Genomic DNA, 16565 nt, shown 5'->3' on the forward strand with positions numbered 1-16565 from the left:
ATTCAAGCTCTATGAGGCCAAGTTACTTTAATTAAGTTAAACCAGAAACGGAGACAAGCTGTCTCCGTTTTTTTTCAAGTCATTGTCCTTGAAATGTAGAACCTGTTGCTCAATTCAACTATAATGAAATGAAAGGGAAGTGTTGCCGTTGCCTAGGGAACAAATGCCTGTAAAAATAAAAGTGAAAACGGACATTCGCGATGGAAGTAGCAAAGATACTTTTGAATTAACAGCGTTTGGTCGATACTACATAAAAGAAAATGCCCGCTTTCTTCAATATGATGAGGCAATGGAAGAGGGAATGGCAAAAACGATTATTAAAGTATCTGATCAGGAAGGTCTTATATTACGAAGTGGAGCAGTCAAAATGAGGCTTCCTTTTAAAATGAATAAAAAGCTTCAAGGGAACTATCATACTCCGTATGGCGTGTTTGAGATCGGGACAATGACAAAAAGGCTTGACCATCAGTTTGATGAAGAGACAGGCTCAGGTTCAATCGACCTTTTATATGAATTAAAAATGCAGGGGGCTTCCACAGGGACATATCATTTATTCATCACATTTGAAGAGGAGGAAGAACAATGAACAGTGTAGAGCAAATGCAAGAAAAGCTAAAGCAGGAAATCAAAGCTGCTGTTATGAAGGCAAATTTAGCCTCAGAAGAACAAATTCCAAATGTTATTTTAGAAACACCTAAAGAAAAGGCGCATGGTGATTATTCTACCAATATGGCAATGCAGCTTGCACGTGTTGCTAAAAAGGCGCCAAAAATGATTGCAGAAGAGCTAATCGCTCATTTTGACAACTCAAAGGCTTCCATCGAAAAGATTGAGATTGCAGGCCCAGGCTTTATCAATTTTTATATGGATAATAGCTATTTGACAAACTTGATTCCAACCATTCTTGAGGCAGGGGATCAATACGGGGAAACAAATGCTGGTGCGAATCAAAAAATTCAAGTTGAATTTGTATCCGCCAACCCGACTGGTGACCTTCACCTTGGACATGCACGTGGTGCTGCAGTAGGGGATTCCCTATGTAACATTCTCGCGAAAGCAGGATATGATGTTTCCCGTGAGTACTATATTAATGATGCAGGGAACCAAATTAATAATCTCGCATTATCTGTTGAAGCTCGCTATTTTCAAAGCTTAGGCATAGAAAAAGAAATGCCTGCCGATGGCTACCATGGAGAAGATATTATTGGAATTGGGAAAAAGCTTGCAGAGGAATTCGGCGATAAATATGCGGGCTTCGATGAAAAAGAGCGGTTCGACTTTTTCCGTGAATATGGATTAAAATACGAAATGGCGAAGTTAAAGACGGATCTTGAGGAGTTCCGTGTACCATTTGACGTTTGGTACTCTGAAACATCCTTATACAATAATGGAAAAATCGATACCGCATTAAAAGCTCTTAAAGACAACGGCCATATCTACGAAGAGGAAGGTGCAACATGGTTCCGCTCCACTGCATTTGGCGATGATAAGGACCGTGTACTCATCAAAAATGACGGCTCCTACACGTACTTAACACCAGATATTGCTTATCATAAGGATAAGCTTGAGCGTGGCTTTGAAAAGCTCATTAATATTTGGGGTGCAGACCATCACGGCTATATCCCGCGTATGAAGGCAGCCATTCAGGCATTAGGCTATGACCGAGATGCACTTGAAGTCGAGATCATTCAGCTTGTTCATTTATACAAAAACGGCGAAAAAATGAAAATGAGCAAACGGACAGGAAAAGCAGTAACAATGCGTGACCTTGTAGAAGAAGTAGGGCTAGATGCAACCCGTTATTTCTTTGCGATGAGAAGTGCAGATACCCATATGGACTTTGACTTAGATTTAGCCGTTTCAGAGTCCAATGAAAACCCTGTCTATTACGCACAATATGCTCATGCACGTATTTCAAGCATTCTACGTCAAGGTGAAGAACAGGGCTTGACTGCAGGCAGCAACGCAGATTTCTCTTTAATTGCAGCGGAAAAGGAAATGGACGTTTTGAAGAAGCTAGGTGAATTCCCACAAGCAGTAGGAGAAGCCGCACAAAAACGTCTGCCGCATCGAATTACGAATTACATTTTCGAATTGGCTTCCACTTTCCATAGCTTCTATAATGCTGAAAAAGTATTAGATGCCGATCATCCTGAACGTACGAAAGCAAGGCTTGCCTTAATTAAAGCCGTCCAAACAACTTTGAAAAATGCACTCGCATTAATTGGCGTTTCTGCTCCGGAAAAAATGTAATATCAAAAAGCTGGCTCACAAGGAGAAAACTCCTTATTTTGAGCCAGCTTTTTCTGTTTGAGTAATAAATTGTCGGCCGATTTTTACATACCGGTTGAGAGCGAGAGATTAAGAATGTTTATTATGATCAAGGAAATTGGGGAATATAAGAAAACCGGCATAAATTAGGAGGACAATATGAAAATTGTGATCTAATCACTAATCACTGGTTTTTTGGTCGGTTTTCTTTTTGCTTTGCTGAAGTTGCCAATCCCTGCACCTCCAGCGCTTGCTGGTGTTATTGGAATTATTGGTATTTATCTAGTTTTTAAATTGTTTGAGTTGATTACGCCAGTTCTCCAAAATATGATGAAATGAAAAAAAGCGGCAGTCAGCCGCTTTTTCATACTTAAAGAAACATTCTTATCAAACGGGCAACGATTTCTTTACATGTCCGCCACGGGTCAAACTGATTTAATTCCTTAAGCGTCAATTGTTTGGAATGATGAATATCTGTTTCAATCACCTTTAGCACTTTTTGAATAAAAGCATGATCATATATGTAACAGTTAATTTCATAGTTTAGAAATAGACTCCGATGATCAAAATTCGCTGTGCCGATATCGCAAATTTTGTCATCAATGATATAGGTTTTTGCGTGATAAAAACCATTAAGAAATTGATACACAATCGCACCCTGACTTATCAATTTTCTTAGAAAAGGATAGGAGGCTTCCTTGACAAAAGGATGATCAGCTGTCTTCGGAACAAGAATGGTAAGGGTGACTCCTTTGCCCAGTGCAGCTAATAAATCATTCATTAATCTTTTGCTCAGAATAAAATAGGGTGAGCCAATGATGATGCTTGTCCTTGCATTTCGAATCATGGATGAGAAGGTTTCCTCTAAATAGATTCCTCTAGAGGGAATAATTTGATGCTGACAGCCACCTTTTGGCAGAGAAGGAAAATAAATGGGGATTTCTAATAAATGTACTTTCTTCTCATTGTACCAGTCCGTTAAAAATTCCTTTTGCAAATCTGCTACACCTTCACCAATCATTTTTAAGTGATAGTCTCGCCAAGGACTTAGCTTTGGATCTAAATTAATATATTCTTTGCCAATGTTAAAGCCGCCGATATATCCAATCTTCCCATCAATGACGGTTATTTTCCGATGGTTCCTTGCCTGTGAGGAATAAAAAAGAAAAGGAAACCGTAATGGATGGGAAAAGGCAAACTTGACTCCGTGACTCTCCAATGACTGAATGGTATTTTCCTTAATTACATGGCTTCCAATCCGGTCAAGAAGAAGGCGAACCTCCACTCCTTCTTTTGCTTTATCCTTCAATATATTCAAAAAATCTGTACTAAATTGATCGTCTTTTACAATATAAAATAAAATATGAATATGATGCCTCGCCTTCTTTAACTCAGAAAAGAAATCGGCGAATAATTCCGGTCCATCTGTGTATAAATCAATATGGCTATGTCGGAAAGGAGGATCTTGCCGTGTAAAATTTTTTATATGATTTTTTCTTCCAAGGTAAAAATCAAGCGATAGCCAAAGTACGATGAAAAGAAGAATGATCAAAAGAATAAATAATACTTTCATTGCTATCTGCTCCCCGAAGTTGTTTCCAGTTATTATCTCCTGCATAGGCAATTCTATAATATTTTCTAGTTAAAAATAAAAAATTGGTTGACTGAATGCTCATTCATAATATAATAGATACAAGAGATAAATTCTGAAAATTTGGTTGTATTAAAAATTTTAGACTAGTAAGTAATACAGTCCATTTTGAATTTTCACGAAAGGAGAGGTAATTATAGTGACAGGCTTATTATGGGTGAATTTAATCGGATTTCTTCTTGTAACCGTTTACGCAATCAGTTTATTTGTGTATGTCATTAAGACGAGAATTCAATATATCAAACTCGGAAAAAAGGTAGAGTTTGATAACAATGTGAAAGAACGTCTCGGGAAGATTTGGGTCAACGTGTTTGGCCAAAAGAAACTTTTGAAGGACAAGAAGAGCGGGATTATCCATGTTATGTTTTTCTATGGATTTATACTTGTCCAGTTCGGTGCAATTGATTTTATCATAAAGGGGATTAAACCAGGTGCACATTTGCCACTTGGCCCGTTATACCCAGGTTTCACGTTTTTCCAAGAACTTGTGACCTTAATGATTCTAATAGCTGTAATTTGGGCTTTTTATCGCCGCTATGTTGAAAAGCTCGTCCGTTTAAAAAGAGGTTTTAAATCGGGACTTGTTCTTATTTTCATCGGGGGCTTAATGCTTTCTGTACTGCTTGGAAACGGAATGAGTATGATTTGGCATGGTCATGAGGGGGCATGGACTGAGCCAGTTGCTTCAGTCATTGCTGCTACTTTCTCTTGGATGGGAGAAACAGCTTCCATCGTTGTCTTCTATATTGCTTGGTGGATCCACTTAATTTTCTTATTAGCTTTCTTAGTTTATGTTCCACAGTCCAAGCATGCTCACTTAATTGCTGGACCAGCGAATGTTTACTTCAACCGTCTAGAGAAGCCAGGTAAACTAAAGAAAATTGATTTTGAAGATGAAACACAAGAGAGCTTTGGTGTTGGTAAAATAGAAGATTTCAACCAACTGCAAATGATTGATTTCTATGCTTGTGTGGAATGCGGACGCTGTACGAATATGTGTCCTGCAACTGGAACAGGCAAAATACTTTCACCAATGGATTTAATTCTCAAGCTTCGCGATCACTTAACGAATCATGCTGCAGTCGTAACATCAAAGCAGCCATGGGTGCCAACCTTCGCATTTTCCAATACAATGGGTAATCAGCTTGCCTTATCCGCAGCTGGAAAGGCTGCAGAAGAAGCGGCAGCAGGCCTTGCTTATAGCCCGAGCTTAATTGGGGATGTCATTACGGAGGAAGAAATTTGGGCTTGTACAACTTGCCGAAACTGTGAAGATCAGTGCCCAGTTATGAACGAGCATGTGGATAAAATTATTGACCTTCGCCGTTATCTTGTTTTAACAGAAGGGAAGCTTGATGCAGATGCACAGCGCGCGATGACAAATATCGAACGCCAAGGCAACCCTTGGGGATTAAATCGTAAAGAGAAGGAAAACTGGCGCGAAGCTCGCGAGGATGTTCATATACCAACCGTTAAAGAAATGAATAAAGCTGGGGAAGAATTCGAATATCTTTTCTGGGTTGGTTCAATGGGATCCTTTGACAACCGCAGCCAGAAAATTGCCCTTTCTTTTGCAAAGTTGATGAATGAAGCTGGCGTAAAGTTTGCCATCCTCGGAAACAAGGAAAAGAACTCAGGTGATACGCCAAGAAGGCTTGGAAATGAATTCTTATTCCAAGAGCTTGCTACGAAAAATATTGAAGAGTTTGAGAAGAATGAAGTGAAGAAAATCGTTACGATTGACCCTCATGCCTACAATATTTTTAAAAATGAATATCCTGATTTTGGATTAGAGGCAGAGGTTTACCATCATACAGAGATCCTTGCGAAATTGGTAGAAGAAGGAATACTTAAACCGCAATACCCAGTAAATGAGACGATTACATTCCATGATTCCTGTTATTTAGGGCGCTATAACGAAGTATATGATCCACCACGTGAGATCTTGAAATCGATTCCTGGTGTGAAGCTCGTGGAAATGGAAAGGAACCGTGAGACAGGAATGTGCTGCGGTGCAGGCGGAGGATTAATGTGGATGGAGGAAGAAACAGGCCACCGTATCAACGTATCTCGTACAGAGCAAGCATTGGCAGTGAATCCATCGATCATTAGCTCAGGCTGTCCATACTGCTTAACGATGCTTTCTGATGGAACGAAGGCGAAGGAAGTAGAAGAAGCTGTTCACACTTACGATGTAGCGGAAATCCTTGAAAAATCAGTTATCGGGTAAAGAAAACTCGCCGATTGGCGAGCCTTGGAGAGGCGAAGACAGAGGCGTAGTTGCACTTATCGCGCTCATACATGCCACGTCCTCCCAAAAGCTTCTCTTTTGGTCGTGCGATGTACCTCTGACGAAGCTTTCCTTATCCTGTGGCATTCGCCCGACCAGGACATTCTCGTAAAAGCTATCGCTTTTCCTTCGTGCGATGTTAATCGCTATCGAAGCCTTCCTTGTCCTGTCCGTCGTACTTAATTCCTAAAATTGGCAACTGTGTCGAATCATCTTCTGCGCTGGCAATTTATACTTTCTGCTTAACGTGGAAAAAGAAACCCTTGTATCGTAAGTAGATGAAACTTCTATAAACGGCAGGTCTGAAGCGCAGATCGAGATGTTTTTCGTAAGTCTGCAATATTTGATAATTTGTAGAAATTGAAGCATAGCAAAAGATTATCTCAGAAGCAATATTGAAAAAATTCTGTAAGATAATTTTATGAATTTTGCGCAAAGTGTTTCAATTTCTACTATTTTTAGAGTAAAATAGAATATAAGATAAAGCGCTTTCAAAATTCCTGAAGCGAGGGTGCAATCATCCTCTTTTTTTACTGAGGCATTGAGCGAGCGTTCAGTCGTTGGCTAGTCCATTATAGATAAAACAGCTATGAACGAAAGCAATTAACATTATTTTTTCATCGGAATTTTTTGACTATAAAAAATAATTAAATTCAGGAAGGAGCAATTCTAATGGGAAAAACCGTAATCATAGGGGGAGCAAGAACACCATTTGGGAAATTTGCAGGGGGGTTAAGCAGCTTTTCAGCATCAGATCTTGGCGGATTTGCTGTGAAAGAAGCTTTAAATCGTGCTGGGGTCAATCCTGAGGAAGTTGATGAGGTTATTTTAGGAACGGTTCTTCAAGGAGGGCAAGGTCAAATTCCATCTAGACAGGCTGCACGAAAAGCTGGTTTGCCATGGAATATAAAAACAGAAACTGTTAATAAAGTTTGTGCTTCTGGTATGCGCAGTGTAACGCTTGCTGATCAAATCATCCGTCTTGGTGACGAAGAGGTGATTGTAGCTGGAGGCATGGAATCGATGAGCAATGCTCCATACTTCATGCCAAAAGTTCGCTGGGGATTGCGCATGGGAGATTCTGCTGTGAAAGATCTAATGACACATGATGGCTTAAGCTGCAGCTTTACTGGAGTTCATATGGGTACGTATGGAAATGGGGTAGCGGAAGAATTCGAGATTAGCAGGGAAGAGCAAGATGCTTTTGCTTTTAGAAGCCATAAGCGTGCAATTGCTGCTATAGAGTCAGGGAAGTTTGCCGAGGAGATTGTACCTGTTGAGGTTCCGCAAAGAAAAGGAGAACCAGTCATCATTTCCGAGGATGAATCTCCACGAAGGGATACTTCCATTGAGAAACTAGCTAAACTTGGCTCAGCCTTTGGGCAGGGCGGTACGATAACAGCTGGGAATGCACCTGGAGTCAACGATGGAGCGGCGGCATTAGTTCTGATGAGTGAGGAAAGAGCAGCCCGAGAAGGAAGAAAACCAGAAGCCATTATTCTAGGTCATTCAGCTATTGCGGTTGAAGCAAAGGATTTTCCGAAAACACCTGGCCTTGTCATCAATGAGCTTCTAAGAAAGACTGGAAAAACAGTTGATGAGATTGACTTATTTGAAATTAACGAAGCGTTTGCAGCAGTCGCTTTAACAAGCGGAAAGATTGCAAATCTAGATGAAAATAAAGTGAATGTGAACGGTGGAGCTGTCGCACTAGGTCATCCGATTGGAGCGAGCGGCGCGAGAATCATATTGACACTGATGTATGAATTAAAGCGATTAGGCGGAGGAATCGGAATAGCTGCTATTTGCAGCGGCGGCGGTCAAGGTGACGCCATTATGATTGAGGTACCGAAAAACTAATTTGTCTTTTTGGGCGGTTTTGTGTTAAAGCTCAGTGTTGAAAGTGCTATTTTGTTGTTGATTGAAGCGGAAGGCGCGAGACTCCTCGAAAATGCTAACGCATTACCTTCGTGCGGTGATTATTCTAGGAAGCTTATTCAATATCCTACGGGAGAAGCGAGTCAAAAGAAGACCCCGCAGGAGCGATAGCGACGAGGAGGCTTCCGCGTGCCTGCAGCGGAAATCATCAGGGAAGTTTAACATATCCTTTAACAAAAAGAATGGGGGAACAAAAATGAACGTACAAAAAATCATGGTAATCGGTGCAGGCCAAATGGGATCAGGTATTGCGCAAGTATGTGCACAAGCAGGATATAGTGTGCTATTAAATGACTTAAAACAAGAGTTCGTCGATCGCGGCCTTGGGATAATCAAGAAGAATCTATCCCGTCAAGTAGAAAAAGAGCGGATAACGGCTCAGCAAATGGAGGATGTATTAAGCAATCTTACTCCATCTACAGATATTCAGGATGCCAAAAACGTCGATTTAATTATTGAAGCGGCTGTTGAAAATATGGAAATCAAAACAAAAATTTTTAGTCAGCTTGATCAAATTGCTCCAGAGCATGCCATCCTTGCGAGCAATACATCTTCCTTGCCGATCACAGAAATTGCTGCTGCGACAAAACGTCCTGAAAAAGTAATTGGCATGCATTTTATGAACCCTGTGCCAGTGATGAAGCTTGTTGAAATTATCCGTGGGTTAGCCACAACGGATGAAGTCTATCAAACCATTGAAGATATAACAAATACACTGAAAAAAGTACCTGTTGAAGTGAATGATTTTCCGGGCTTTGTATCAAACCGAGTGCTAATGCCGATGATTAACGAAGCAATTTTTACCCTTTATGAAGGAGTTGCAACAAAGGAAGCAATTGATGAGGTTATGAAGCTTGGAATGAATCACCCGATGGGACCATTGACTTTAGCCGATTTCATCGGACTTGATACTTGCCTTTATATTATGGAAACACTTCATGAAGGCTTCGGAGATGATAAATATCGCCCATGTCCGCTTTTAAGAAAATATGTAAAAGCAGGCTGGCTTGGAAAGAAAACAGGCAGAGGCTTCTACGTTTACGAATAAGACTAAAATAATGACAAATGACAATCTGCGCATCGCCGATTGCTCTAATTACGACCTCTAACCTCAAGGGTTACAAATTTATCGCAGATTAACGGGCAGTAAGACCTCCACTACAAGGTTGCGAGAGAATCAAAGAAACCTAAGTGGGAGATCAACTGCCCGTAAAGGCCCGTAAAATGAACACAGACTAAAAGCGCCACATCGTGTGGAAACGTCTGCGTGACCCACTTCCTGTGTGCCGCAACTAACCATCAGTGGGGGATGAACGCAGACTAAAGACACGACGTCCTGTCGTAACGTCTGCACTAGCACATCCTGTGCTTCGGAAACCCCCATTGATGGAAGTTTCACTTTATCGCAAGAGATTACGAAAAAAATTGAACACAATACAGCAGAGAGTTAGTAACGGAGGGATAGCATATGAACTTGAGATTCACAGAAGAACAGGAAATGATGAGAAAGATGGTGCGTGATTTCGCACAGTCGGAAATTGCACCATTTGTTGAAAGAATGGAAAAGGGTGAGTTTCCTCGAGAAATTTTACGAAAAATGGGGGAGCTTGGCCTAATGGGAATTCCAATTCCTGAACAGTATGGCGGTTCAGAGATGGATTTTACCTCGTATATTATTGCGATCAATGAATTATCAAAAGTAAGTGCAACGGTTGGCGTTATTCTTTCAGTTCATACTTCTGTTGGGACGAATCCAATTCTGTACTTCGGTACGGAAGAGCAAAAGCAAAAATATATCCCAAAGCTTGCCTCAGGAGAATACCTAGGTGCATTTTGTTTAACAGAGCCAAGTGCTGGATCAGATGCAGGCAGCCTGAAGTCAAAAGCGGTTAAAGACGGCGATCATTATATCATTAATGGCTCGAAAGTATTTATTACAAACGGTGGAGAAGCGGATGTTTATATTGTTTTCGCTTCAACAAATTCAGAGCTTGGAAGTAAAGGGGTTTCTGCTTTTATCGTCGAAAAAGGAACTCCTGGTCTTGTAATCGGCAAGGACGAGCATAAAATGGGCTTGCATGGTTCAAGAACATTGCAGCTTAGCTTTGAGGATATGCGTGTTCCGGTTGAGAATCTTCTTGGCGAAGAAGGGGAAGGCTTTAAAATTGCACTGGCTAATCTCGATATAGGTCGAATCGGCATCGGAGCTCAGGCTCTTGGAATTGCAGAGGCAGCACTTGAAGCAGCAACAGCGTATGCCAAGGAGCGTGTACAATTTGGCAAACCGATTGCTGTCCAGCAAGGTATCGGCTTTAAATTAGCAGATATGGCAACAGCTGTTGAAGCGTCAAAGCTATTAATCTATCGTGCGGCTAGTCTAAGGCAGAGAGGGATCAAGTGCGGCAAGGAAGCGTCTATGGCAAAGCTTTTTGCCTCCAGAACTGCAGTAGATGTGACAACAGATGCCATCCAAGTATTTGGCGGATACGGTTATACAGAGGATTACCCAGTTGAACGCTATTTCCGTGATGCAAAAATCACTGAGATTTACGAAGGAACAAGTGAAATTCAACGTATTGTTATAAGTAAGCAGTTATAAAGAGGATTTAGTCATTCTTTCAATGGAATTTTCAATATTTTAGATAAAATCAAAATAAACAGGCGAAAAAACAATAATGGGGGATAGGCAAATGAACTTTCAATTAACTGAAGAGCATGAAATGATTAGAAAAATGGTACGTGATTTTGCAAAAAACGAAGTGGCCCCGACTGCTGCAGAGCGTGATGAGGAAGAACGCTTTGACCGCGAAATTTTTGATAAAATGGCGGAGCTTGGCTTAACAGGTATTCCGTGGCCAGAAGAATACGGTGGAATCGGCAGTGATTATTTAGCCTATTGTATTGCAGTTGAAGAGCTTTCAAGAGTATGTGCTTCTACAGGCGTTACTCTTTCAGCCCATACATCTCTAGCTGGCTGGCCAATTTTCAAATTTGGCAGCGAGGAGCAAAAACAAAAATATTTACGCCCTATGGCTCAAGGGGAGAAAATTGGCGGCTACGGATTAACTGAACCAGGAAGCGGATCGGATGCAGGTGGAATGAAAACGACTGCTCGTCTAGAAGACGATCATTATGTGCTTAACGGTTCAAAAATCTTCATAACAAACGGTGGAATCGCTGACATCTATGTGGTCTTTGCTCTTACTGACCCTGCAGAAAAACAAAAAGGAACAACAGCATTCATCGTTGAGGCTGGATTCGATGGCTTCTCAGTTGGCAAGAAGGAGAAAAAGCTTGGAATTCGTTCTTCACCAACAACAGAAATTATTTTTGATAATTGTAAAGTTCCAGTAGAAAATGTATTAGGTCAAGTAGGAGAAGGCTTCAAAATTGCTATGATGACACTTGATGGCGGTCGAAACGGGATTGCCGCTCAGGCTGTAGGAATCGCACAGGGAGCTCTGGATGCTTCTGTTGAATATGCGAAGGAGCGCGTTCAGTTCGGCAAACCAATCGCTGCTCAGCAAGGAATTGGCTTTAAGCTTGCAGACATGGCAACAAGCATTGAGGCTGCTAGATTATTAACCTATCAAGCTGCATGGTTAGAATCCGAAGGGCTCCCATATGGAAAAGAGTCGGCAATGTCTAAATTATTTGCTGGAGATACAGCCATGAAGGTAACGACAGATGCTGTCCAAATTTTTGGCGGCTATGGCTATACGAAAGATTATCCTGTTGAACGCTTCATGCGTGATGCAAAAATCACACAGATTTATGAAGGAACACAAGAAATACAGAGACTCGTTATTTCTCGTATGATAACAAAATAGGAGAATCTGTTTGCTTTTTATGAATGGACTGCTTTGGCGTTTTTTCGACTTAAACAAAGGAAAACAGCCAAAAGCGGTCCGAAAGCAAGCGAAATAGACCATAGAACCAAAGAAATCGTTGAAGAGTGGTCACAAAGAAGCCAAATTAGACCACAAACCAAAGAAGCCAATAAAAAGTGGTCTCAATAAGGCTAATTGTTATTGAAGGCGCCAGCGCTTTCCAAAAAGGTGGTGTGAAATGAAAAAACGTGAAGTTCAAGCGTCAGTTAAAGACGAACGCCTTGTGAAAAAAAGACGTGACCAGATGATTAAGGGTGCGGTAACCCTTTTTATCCAAAAAGGATTTCATCGTACAACTACGAGAGAAATTGCAAAGGCAGCTGGTTTTAGTATCGGAACATTATACGAATACATCCGGACGAAGGAGGATGTATTATACCTTGTTTGTGACAGCATTTATGACCAGGTTAGCGAGCGGCTTCAAAAGGATCTCGATACAAATCGGGGAACAATTGGAAGCTTAAGAATGGGGATTGCTGATTATTTTCGAGTTGTTGATGAAATGCAGGATGAGGTTCTCGTCATGTATCAGGAAGTAAAATCATTATCAAAAGACGCTCTCCCCTATGTTCTGAAAAAGGAAATAGAAATGGTGGAGATGTTTGAACAAATTATTACCGGGTGCGTAGAGAATAAGGAGCTAGATTTGTCAGAATCTCAGATTAAGATGATTGCTCATAATATTTTTGTTCAGGGACAAATGTGGGCTTTCCGCCGCTGGTCACTGAAAAAGTTGTACTCTATCGAGGATTATATAAACCTGCAAACGGAATTACTTTTCCAGGGGATAAAAAGCCCTGTAAATAATGAAAGCACCATTTAATTTTTCTGAATTTTTATAACTATCTATCTTAGAAATACAAAATGCACGTACCGCTAGACAAGGAAAGCTTCGTCAGTAATACATCGCACGACAATAAAGTGAGAGGGCGTAGCGGTATTAGACCGCGTTCATAATGATGGAACCCTACGCCTTTCGTTTAGGAGGAAAATAATGAGTAATCTAGAAGTATATAAGCCAAAGAATCATATCCGATTTGTAACTGCTTCAAGTCTATTTGATGGTCATGATGCTTCTATTAACATTATGAGAAGGATTATTCAAGCAAGTGGAGCAGAAGTCATCCATCTTGGGCATAACCGTTCGGTAGAAGAAGTGGTGAATGCGGCGATTCAAGAGGATGTTCAAGGAATTGCTATTTCTTCCTATCAAGGGGGACATGTTGAATATTTCAAGTATATGTATGACCTGTTAAAAGAAAGAGAAGCTTCACATATTCGTATTTATGGCGGTGGAGGCGGGGTCATCATCCCAAAAGAAATAAAAGAGCTGCATGACTACGGAATCGCAAGAATCTTTTCTCCTGAGGATGGTCGCCAGCATGGCCTTCAAGGCATGATTGATATGATGATTAAAGAATGTGATTTCCCGACGTATACACTAGAAGCAACGGAGCAAATTGAAAAGCTTCAAGAAGGGAATATCAATTCAATTGCAAAGTTAATTACTCTAGCTGAACACCATGTCAATATTGATAAAGAATCAGCAGCAGCCCTAGACTCTGTATTGGAACAAGTGAAAACATTAGAAAAATCTGTGCCGGTTCTAGGAATTACAGGGACAGGCGGAGCTGGAAAAAGCTCTTTAACGGATGAACTAATCCGCCGTTTTATCAATGAAATTCCTGATAAGAAAGTAGCGATTTTATCAGTAGATCCGACAAAGCAAAAAACAGGCGGGGCTCTTCTCGGAGACCGTATCCGTATGAATGCCATTTTCAATCTTCGTGTTTATATGCGAAGCCTAGCAACAAGGAGGTCGAAAACTGAATTATCACTTGCTATTAAAGATGCTATTTCAGTGGTAAAAGCGGCAGGCTTCGATCTGATCGTTGTAGAGACGAGTGGAATAGGCCAAGGAGATGCTGAAATAACTGAAATATGCGACGCTTCTATGTATGTGATGACAAGTGAATTCGGAGCTCCTTCTCAGCTTGAGAAAATTGACATGATCGATTATGCCGATTTAATTGTTATCAATAAGTTTGAGCGTAAAGGCTCAGAGGATGCCAAACGCCAAGTACAGAAGCAGTTTCAAAGAAGCCACATGCAATTTGAAAAGGAATTGGATGAAATGCCTGTTTACGGCACGATCGCGAGCCAGTTCAATGATCCGGGAACAAATGCTGTCTTTGCTGCTATCATTGAAAAATTAAATGAAAAAGCAGGTACAGCATGGCAAACTAGTTTTTCCAAACACGCTCTTGTTGAAAAGCAAAATGTCATTATTCCGAATGAGCAGCGCTATTATTTACGGGAAGTATCCGAAGCGGTGCGTAACTATCACAAGAAGGCAGAAGAACAGGCTAATCTTGCCCGTAAACTATTCCAGCTAGAAGGGGCTATTCTTGCAGTGAAGGAGCAAGAGGCAAATGAGGAAGTGATTGCTTCCCTTGAAGCAATCAAATCTAATGTTATGTCCCAGCTCACAACAGAAACGAAGAAAATCCTTGAAGGCTGGGAATCATTAAAGGAAAAATATACAGGCGACCAATTTGTTACAAGAATTCGTGATAAAGAAATCGTCACAGTATTAAAAACAAAAAGCCTATCTGGATTAAGTATTCCAAAGGTTGCTCTGCCAAAATATAAAGACTATGGTGAAATTATCCGATGGGTCTACAGAGAAAATGTACCAGGGTCCTTCCCGTATACAGCAGGTGTATTTCCATTCAAGCGTGAAGGGGAAGATCCGAAAAGACAGTTTGCTGGGGAAGGTACACCGGAAAGAACGAATCGCCGTTTTCATTATTTATCAAAGGATGATTCAGCAAAGCGTCTAAGCACAGCCTTTGATTCCGTTACTCTTTACGGAGAAGATCCTGATTACCGTCCTGACATTTATGGAAAGGTTGGAGAAAGCGGAGTTAGCATTTGTACATTAGATGATATGAAAAAGCTATACGAAGGCTTTGATTTATGTCATCCATCTACATCCGTATCGATGACAATCAATGGTCCAGCACCAATTATTTTAGCGATGTTTATGAATACAGCTATTGAACAGCAAATCGAGAAGAAGGAACAAGAACTTGGCCGCGTATTAACAGAAGCAGAATTTACTGAAGTTAGAGCTCTAACATTACAAACAGTAAGAGGAACGGTTCAGGCTGATATATTAAAAGAAGATCAAGGCCAAAATACATGTATTTTCTCGACAGAATTTGCGCTTCGCATGATGGGTGATATTCAGCAATATTTTATTGACCAAAAAGTACGCAACTACTATTCGGTTTCCATTTCCGGCTATCATATTGCGGAAGCTGGGGCAAATCCGATTTCGCAGTTAGCCTTTACACTTGCGAATGGCTTTACGTATGTTGAGTACTATTTGAGCCGAGGAATGGATATCAATGATTTTGCACCGAATCTTTCGTTCTTCTTCTCTAATGGACTGGATCCGGAATATACGGTACTTGGCCGCGTGGCCCGGCGTATCTGGGCGACAGTTATGAGGGATAAGTATAGGGCAAATGAACGAAGTCAGAAGCTTAAGTATCATATTCAAACATCCGGACGATCACTTCATGCTCAGGAAATTGATTTCAATGATATCCGTACGACTTTGCAAGCGTTAATGGCGCTGCATGATAACTGTAATTCTCTTCATACAAACGCTTATGATGAAGCTATTACAACACCGACGGAGGAATCTGTTCGCCGCGCAATGGCGATCCAAATGATCATTACGAAAGAGCACGGCTTAACAAAGAATGAAAACCCGCTGCAAGGTGCATTTATTATTGATGAGTTAACAGACCTTGTGGAAGAACAGGTTCTGCAAGAATTTGATCGGATTAATGACCGTGGAGGAGTTCTTGGAGCAATGGAAACGCAATACCAGCGCGGAAAAATCCAAGATGAATCCATGTATTATGAAATGAAAAAGCATACAGGTGAGCTTCCAATAATCGGTGTGAACACCTATTTAAATCCGAACCCGCCTTCTGAAGAAGAAATGAATAATATGGAACTGGCAAGAGCAACGCAAGAAGAAAAAGAAACACAAATCCAAAACCTGCGCAGCTTCCAGGAACGCAATAATGACAAAACAGAAGAAGCTCTTAAGCGCTTAAAGGAAACAGCTGTAACAGGCGGAAATATTTTTGCTGAATTGATGGAAACCGTCAAAATGGCAAGCCTAGGCCAAATCACGCGCGCGCTTTATGAAGTAGGCGGACAATATAGAAGAAACATGTAACTACGAGAGGTTGGAAAAAGAGAAATCGGTGACCGAGCCGATTTCTTTTTAGTTAATAGGAAACTTTAAGTTTATTAACGTACTGAAGTAAAGTGTGTGTTCAATTAAATATTTGTTAATAAGATCGCATAAACTAAGGCGTTCGCCAGAAAGGACTTGGCGAACGCCAAGTTTTTCTAACGCCCTTTACTGAACGTTCACAATCTTTGCTAATTCCTATATAATCAAATTAATAGAGAGAGCTGGAGAATCGTTTCTTCTTGG

Annotated in this window: 11 protein-coding genes; 10 read left to right on the top strand and 1 reads right to left on the bottom strand. The window is 40.8% G+C overall.

Going from position 1 to position 16565, the window contains the following annotated elements:
- Positions 1–148: 148 nt before the first annotated feature.
- The 3 genes from KHA94_RS07500 (at position 149) to KHA94_RS07510 (ending at position 2610) form a co-directional block, all read left to right on the top strand.
- Positions 149–586, top strand: a complete 438-nt coding sequence (locus tag KHA94_RS07500; RefSeq protein WP_420828150.1) for a YwiB family protein — start codon at positions 149–151, stop codon at positions 584–586.
- On the top strand, positions 583–2253 hold the full coding sequence (gene argS, locus KHA94_RS07505; protein WP_213101535.1) for an arginine--tRNA ligase: 1671 nt from the start codon (positions 583–585) through the stop codon (positions 2251–2253). The genes KHA94_RS07500 and argS overlap by 4 nt, the downstream gene beginning before the upstream one ends.
- Before the next feature lie 201 nt (positions 2254–2454).
- A complete protein-coding gene (locus tag KHA94_RS07510) occupies positions 2455–2610 on the top strand; it encodes a XapX domain-containing protein (protein WP_338030758.1) in 156 nt (51 codons plus the stop codon).
- 31 nt (positions 2611–2641) lie between these two features.
- Here KHA94_RS07510 and cls read toward each other — a convergent pair whose 3' ends face one another.
- Positions 2642–3844 carry a cardiolipin synthase gene (gene cls / locus KHA94_RS07515; RefSeq protein ID WP_213101536.1) on the bottom strand — a complete coding sequence of 401 codons (1203 nt, stop codon included), beginning with the start codon at positions 3842–3844 and terminating at the stop codon, positions 2642–2644.
- A gap of 217 nt (positions 3845–4061) precedes the next feature.
- Between cls and KHA94_RS07520 the strand changes: the two genes are divergently transcribed.
- The 7 genes from KHA94_RS07520 (at position 4062) to icmF (ending at position 16301) form a co-directional block, all read left to right on the top strand.
- Positions 4062–6152 (top strand): (Fe-S)-binding protein, encoded by a 2091-nt coding sequence (locus KHA94_RS07520; protein WP_213101537.1) that lies wholly within the window; start codon positions 4062–4064, stop codon positions 6150–6152.
- Positions 6153–6884: 732 nt separating this feature from the next.
- The gene (locus KHA94_RS07525; protein ID WP_213101538.1) at positions 6885–8072 is read left to right on the top strand and encodes an acetyl-CoA C-acetyltransferase; all 1188 of its coding nucleotides are present in this window, start codon (positions 6885–6887) and stop codon (positions 8070–8072) included.
- Positions 8073–8346: 274 nt separating this feature from the next.
- The gene (locus tag KHA94_RS07530) at positions 8347–9198 is read left to right on the top strand and encodes a 3-hydroxybutyryl-CoA dehydrogenase (RefSeq protein WP_213101539.1); all 852 of its coding nucleotides are present in this window, start codon (positions 8347–8349) and stop codon (positions 9196–9198) included.
- Positions 9199–9618: 420 nt separating this feature from the next.
- On the top strand, positions 9619–10749 hold the full coding sequence (locus KHA94_RS07535; protein ID WP_213101540.1) for an acyl-CoA dehydrogenase: 1131 nt from the start codon (positions 9619–9621) through the stop codon (positions 10747–10749).
- Between the two features lie 91 nt (positions 10750–10840).
- Positions 10841–11980, top strand: coding sequence for an acyl-CoA dehydrogenase (locus KHA94_RS07540; protein ID WP_213101541.1), 1140 nt, complete (start codon positions 10841–10843; stop codon positions 11978–11980).
- Positions 11981–12218: 238 nt separating this feature from the next.
- The gene (locus tag KHA94_RS07545; protein WP_213101542.1) at positions 12219–12863 is read left to right on the top strand and encodes a TetR/AcrR family transcriptional regulator; all 645 of its coding nucleotides are present in this window, start codon (positions 12219–12221) and stop codon (positions 12861–12863) included.
- Positions 12864–13034: 171 nt separating this feature from the next.
- Positions 13035–16301 carry a fused isobutyryl-CoA mutase/GTPase IcmF gene (gene icmF / locus KHA94_RS07550; RefSeq protein WP_213101543.1) on the top strand — a complete coding sequence of 1089 codons (3267 nt, stop codon included), beginning with the start codon at positions 13035–13037 and terminating at the stop codon, positions 16299–16301.
- The last annotated feature ends 264 nt before the right edge of the window (positions 16302–16565 follow it).

The organism is Cytobacillus citreus (assembly GCF_018343665.1).
Lineage (GTDB): Bacteria > Bacillota > Bacilli > Bacillales > Cytobacillaceae > Cytobacillus > Cytobacillus citreus.